Origin of the sequence: Massilia solisilvae, assembly GCF_024753215.1 — a bacterium.
GTDB classification, from domain to species: Bacteria; Pseudomonadota; Gammaproteobacteria; order Burkholderiales; family Burkholderiaceae_D; genus Telluria; species Telluria solisilvae.
Genome location: NZ_JANUGV010000015.1, coordinates 1 through 5822, shown reverse-complemented (window position 1 = coordinate 5822; position 5822 = coordinate 1). Strand labels below are relative to the sequence as shown.

The following is a 5822-nucleotide window of genomic DNA, read 5'->3' as shown; positions in this document are numbered from 1 at the left end:
CTGACTGATGTCTGCGGGCTTTTTCGTTTTCTGATCAAAGTCCCCGAACCCTTGACACGGACGCGCGATACGCCGTACAGTCGAGTCATGTCCCATCAACAGCATCTGTCGACCTTCCTATCGCTTACCGGCGCCCTATCGCCGGCAGGTCTGCTACTACGCGCCTAAACGCCGCGTAACCGTCCGGCTCCCGCCGGCTTAGCAAGCAGTTCCAGGAAAGTCGTACCGATGTTTGTCACCCGTTTTATTCCCTCGTTCGCTCCCGCCAGCTTGTACCTGGCCGTTGGCGCACGCGCACAGTTTCGCCTCCTGCTAAAGCTACCGATCGGTTGCCGGGCCTAGCGTTCCGTGGCCCGTCCGGCAGCCTGCCGCCACACCCGTGCCATCAGGCTTTCATCGCTTTCAGGAGTACCCGAACAAATGTTGAACAATCCCGCAACCAAATACCGTGCCTTCGCCCCCGTCCAATTGACCGACCGCCAGTGGCCGAGCAGGACGATTACCCGCCCGCCGATCTGGATGAGCACTGACCTGCGCGACGGCAACCAGGCGCTGATCGAACCGATGAGCGTGGAAAAGAAGCTGCGCTTCTTTGAACAGCTGGTCAAAATCGGTGTGAAGGAAATCGAGGTCGGCTTTCCCTCGGCATCGCAGACCGACTTCGACTTCGTGCGTGGGCTGGTCGACAGCGGGCGCATTCCGGACGATGTGATGATCATCGTGCTGACCCAGGCGCGCGATGAGCTGATCCGCCGCACCGTCGAGTCCGTGGCCGGCGCCAAGCGCGCCTGCGTGCACATCTATAACTCGGTGGCGCCGGTGTTCCGTCGCGTCGTGTTTGGGATGGAACGCGATGAAATCGTGCAGATTGCCGTCAGCGCCACCACCCTGGTCAAGGAACTGGTCCAGGCCCATCCGGAGACCGACTGGCGCCTCGAGTATTCGCCGGAGTCCTTTTCGACGACCGAGCTCGATTTTTCGAAACAGATTGTCGACGCGCTCAGTTCCGTATGGCAGCCGACGCGCGACAAGCCGATGATCGTGAACCTGCCCTCGACGGTCGAGGCCAGCACGCCCAACGTCTATGCCGACCAGATCGAGTGGATGTGTCGCAACCTCGAGCGTCGCGATGCGCTGGTGATCAGCGTGCACCCGCACAACGACCGTGGCACGGCGGTGGCGGCAGCCGAGCTGGCGGTCATGGCTGGCGCCGACCGTGTTGAGGGCTGCCTGTTCGGCAATGGCGAGCGCACCGGCAACGTCGACCTCGTGACCTTGGCGTTGAACCTCTACACCCAGGGCGTCCACCCGGGACTGGATTTTTCCGACATCGATGCCGTGCGCCAGCTGGTGGAGGAGTGCAACCAGCTGCCGGTCCATCCGCGTCACCCGTACGCGGGCGACCTGGTCTTCACCGCGTTCTCCGGGTCGCACCAGGATGCGATCAAGAAAGGCTTCGCACAGCAACAGGCGGACGCGATGTGGGAAGTGCCTTACCTGCCGATCGATCCTGCCGACCTGGGCCGCAGCTACGACGCCGTCATTCGCGTCAACAGCCAGTCCGGCAAAGGCGGGATGGCCTACTTGCTTGAACAGGAATACGGACTGGTGCTGCCGCGCCGGCTGCAGATCGAGTTCTCGCGCGCAGTGCAGAAGGTGGCCGATGCGAGTGGGCGCGAAATTGCGGCGAACGATATCTACGCGCTGTTCGAGCGCGAATACCTCGAGGCGAGTGCGCCCTACCGCTATGTGGCGCACCAGATGGCCGATACCAGCGGCAGCAATCACGCGGTGCGCGTCGACGTGACGGTCAGTCGCCACCAGGCCGCGCAGGCCCTGCACGGGATCGGCAACGGCCCCATCGACGCGTTCGTGTCTGCCCTGGGCCTGGATATCCGCCTGATGGACTACCACGAGCACGCCATCGGTTCCGGGGCGAACGCGCGAGCCGCATGCTATGTGGAGCTGCGCGTGGACAACGGACCGACGCTGTTCGGTGCCGGCATCGACAGCAATATTGTCACGGCATCGTTCAAGGCAGTGCTGTCCGCGGTGAACCGTCACATCGCCAGCGTAGGGGAAGCCGGCCCGGCGTCAAGCGCCGCCTGAGCCCCTCGAACAGCGCAAAGAAAAAGCCCCGGCAAACAAGCTGTCGGGGCTTTTTTCGTTCCAGCCTGATGCCGGAACGAGCCATCACGCGTTTGTGGCGTTGCCGCAAGCGCATGGTTGGCTGGGCGCACATTTGCGATCTCGACGCTCCCCCGATGTCAGGCGCCAGACCGGCCAGTGCTGCCCAGTTCACAAAAAGAATGAACTCAACCGGACTTTATCCCGCTGCCGCCAGCCCCATCTGTTCGACGGCTCACACACAGCGTTTCGAAGCGTAAATGCATCAGACGCCGGGATTGCGCGGCTGGTAACGATGCCGTCCGTGCACGGGAAACAGGTACCACAGCGCAGCAAAGAGCATCAACGCCGCCGCTCCCGCAACCACGCTGAGCCAGGGGTTTTCGCTCACGACAAACAGCACCGTGAACATGTCGAGCGATAGCCCGAGTGCGAGTGGGACGAGGCCGCCGCGTATCATCATCGATGACACTTTGGCCATGTGACGCGTGGCCTCCCCAGCGCAAGCCCGGTAATAGATGGCCGGGGTCATGATCATCGCGATCGTGACCACGACCATCGCCAGCCCCAGCACATGGCAGGCCTTGGCATAGGTGGCGAGATCGGTAAAGCGCGCGTTGAATACGGCGATCGTCTGGAACCCGAAGAGGGCTTGTACGCCGGGCAGGATGACACGCGCCTCCTCGATTATGTTGCGCATCTCCGTATTGAGTTTGTCGTGCTCCGATTGCTGTTTCTCCATGCGGTCACAGTACGCAAAAATGGCAGGGCCATCAATACCGCACGGTTGGAATGGCGCCCGCCCCTGGCCGTTGAGCGCTGTCAACAACGGATGGGCCTGCCAAGCGCATGATCGCGTGATCGTTGCCCCGACATCCCATCCAGTTCACCGACGCAAGGAGTCCTCGTGATCATTTGCCCGCCCGCACTTGCCGCGCGCAGCGCTTCGCTTGTCCGCCCGTTTCTCGCCCTGGTCGCCATGGCATTGGCTGCCTGCTCTCCCGAAGCCGAGGGCAGTGCGACGGTGCCGGCGCCGCAGCCCGCGCATGCCGAGCTCGCTCGCACCTCGCATGGGATCGTTCACGTGCGCGCGCAGGACTTCCGCGGGCTTGGTTACGGCATCGCCTACGCCTACGCGGAGGATAACCTGTGCATGTTCGCCGATTCCTTGCTGACCGTGCGCGGCGAGCGCTCGCAGTTCTTCGGTCCGGACGCGCACGCAACCAAGCGCGTCAAGGACGAATACGGCGCAGCAAGCGATTTTATCGACCTGAAGAACGAGGATAGCGATTTCTTTTTCAAGGGCTACCTCGATCCGGCGGAGCTTGCCGCCGGTTATGCGGCCGCCTCGATCGAGTCGCGTGATTTCCTCGAAGGATATGCCGCGGGGTACAACCGCTACCTGAAAGACCGGGCGGGGCATTATCCCGCCGCGTGCAACAACATGCCCTGGGTGCGGCCGATCACCGCGCAGGACATGTACCTGGTGCTGGCCGAGAAAGCGCTGCATGCGTCCGGCGAAGTATTTGCGGCCGAAATCGTGGCCGGCGCCGTCGAAGCGGGCAAGGCGGTGACGCCGGTCGCCGTGACGAGCATCGCGCACGACCAGGATTTCATGCAGGTACGGCTTGATGAGCTGACCAGCGGCAAGCTCGGCAGCAACGCGCTTGCGCTTGGGAAGGAGATCACCGCGAACGGACGCGGTGTCCTTCTCGGAAATCCGCACTACCCATGGACCAGTACCGACCGGTTTTACCAGGCGCACTTGACCGTGCCAGGCCGTTATGACGCGATGGGTGTGATCCTCGGCGGCATTCCGCTGGTGGTGATTGGCTTTAACCGCGACGTCGCCTGGACGCATACGGTGACGACCGCCGTTCACTTCACCACGTTCCGGCTGCAACTCGATCCTGCAGATCCGACGCACACGACCTACCTGATCGACGGCAAGCCGATGAAAATGACTTCGCGCACCGTCAAGGTGGACAGCCTGCAGCCGGACGGCACGCGCACCTCGCGCAGCAAGACCTTCTACTTCAGCAAGCAGGGCGTCGTGCTCGTCAAGCCCGCGGCTGGGCTGGGATGGACGAGCACCTCCGTAACCGTGCTCGCCGATCCGAACCGAAACAACACGCGCTTGCTGGACCAATGGATCGGAATCGGCACGGCGCGCAACGTGCACGAGTTGAAGGCCGCGCTCGACAGGACGGTCGGGCTGCCTTGGGTGAACACTATCGCCACCGATCGCTTTGGCGAAACGCTGTATGCCGATGCCAGTGTGGTGCCGAGGGTTGGCACGGACAAGTTCGCTTCCGACTGCCTGCTGGTTCCGCAGCTGCTGACATTCGATGGCGCACGCAGCGCCTGTGGCTGGGGCAAGGACCCCGGCGGCATTGACGGGATCTTCGCGCCGCAGAACGCGCCCTGGATGATTCGAACCGATTATGTGGCCAACTCGAACGACAGCTATTGGCTGACGAACGCGCGTGCCCTGTTGGCGGGGCCGGCGCCCCTTGGTTTTTCTCCCTTGTACGGCAAGACCGGGATCGAACAGAAGCTCCGCACACGCATTGGTTTCCGGCAGCTGGAGGAGGAGCTGCGCAAGCACAAGCCGCTCGGGCTCGAGGACGTCCAACGGCTGGCGTTCGCGAACCGGGTTCATGCCGCCGAGCTGGTGCTGCCGCAGTTGCTCACCGCGTGCAAGGACAGCCGTGAGCGCACGGTTCAGGCCGCCTGCAAGGCGCTGTCGGCATGGGATCGGCGCGCAGAGCTTGCCAGCCGCGGCGCGGTGCTTTTCCGCGAGTTCTGGAACAGTGCAAGTGCAATTCCAGGTAAGTGGGCGGTGCCATTTGATCCCGCCGATCCGGTGAACACCCCAAGTGGGTTGGCGAGCCAGGTGATGCCGGCAATGCTCGGTGCGCTCAAGCAAGCCGCGCAAAAACTGCAGGGGCTCGGCATTCCGCTCGACGCCCCGCTGGGCCAGTACCAGGAGGATACCCGCAACGGTGCCAGGGTTGCTGTGCATGGTGCGATCGGCGACATTGACGGCTCGTACAATTCAATCCACATGGCAAGCCAGTTGGATGCATCGGGCTACCACAACATCGCGTGGGGCACGAGTTATGTGCAGGCGGTGACTTTCGACGAGGATGGCCCGGTCGCTCGGGCGATGCTGGTCTACGGCCAGTCGGTCGATCCGCAGTCGCCCTGGTACGCGGACCAGGTACCGCTGTTTTCCCAGAAGCAGTGGCCGTCACTACCGTTCACCGAGGCCGCGATCCGCCACGATCCACGTTACAGCGTCCAGGTACTCAACGATTAGGTCGCTCCGATGCAACGCTGGTCCTTGCGGAGGAGCGGCGCGTTTGCTATAGTTCTGGTCCCCGCAGCGAGGTAGCGTAACAAAAACAAGCGGCGGGGCAAACGAAGTAACACAGGGGTTGACGAGCATCGCAAAACACCGCATAATCTCATCTCTCTGCTGCTGACGAACAAAACGATTCGCACAATGCAGCAAGGCAGTCTGATCTGCCTGTTCTTTAACAACAAACAGTCGATAAGTGTGGGCGTTTGATGAAGGTGCCAGCTGACTTCGGTTGGCTGATTACTTAAAAAATCAAATGTTCACAAAAAATATGAACACTTCGCAAGAAGTGATTCGTCAGTATTTTGAGTGAGCGACTCCGACTTCGGTC

3 protein-coding genes are annotated in these 5822 nt (G+C 62.1%); 2 read left to right on the top strand and 1 reads right to left on the bottom strand.

Annotation, left to right across the window (positions count from 1 at the left end):
* Positions 1-420: 420 nt before the first annotated feature.
* Positions 421-2109, top strand: coding sequence for a 2-isopropylmalate synthase (gene leuA / locus NX773_RS23350; protein ID WP_258858630.1), 1689 nt, complete (start codon positions 421-423; stop codon positions 2107-2109).
* A 283-nt stretch (positions 2110-2392) separates the two neighbouring features.
* On the opposite strand, the gene NX773_RS23345 is transcribed toward leuA, so the two are convergent.
* A complete protein-coding gene (locus NX773_RS23345; protein ID WP_258858629.1) occupies positions 2393-2869 on the bottom strand; it encodes a DUF6328 family protein in 477 nt (158 codons plus the stop codon).
* A gap of 165 nt (positions 2870-3034) precedes the next feature.
* Here NX773_RS23345 and NX773_RS23340 point away from each other — a divergent pair, with 165 nt between their 5' ends.
* Positions 3035-5449, top strand: coding sequence for a penicillin acylase family protein (locus NX773_RS23340; RefSeq protein ID WP_258858628.1), 2415 nt, complete (start codon positions 3035-3037; stop codon positions 5447-5449).
* Positions 5450-5822: the final 373 nt, after the last annotated feature.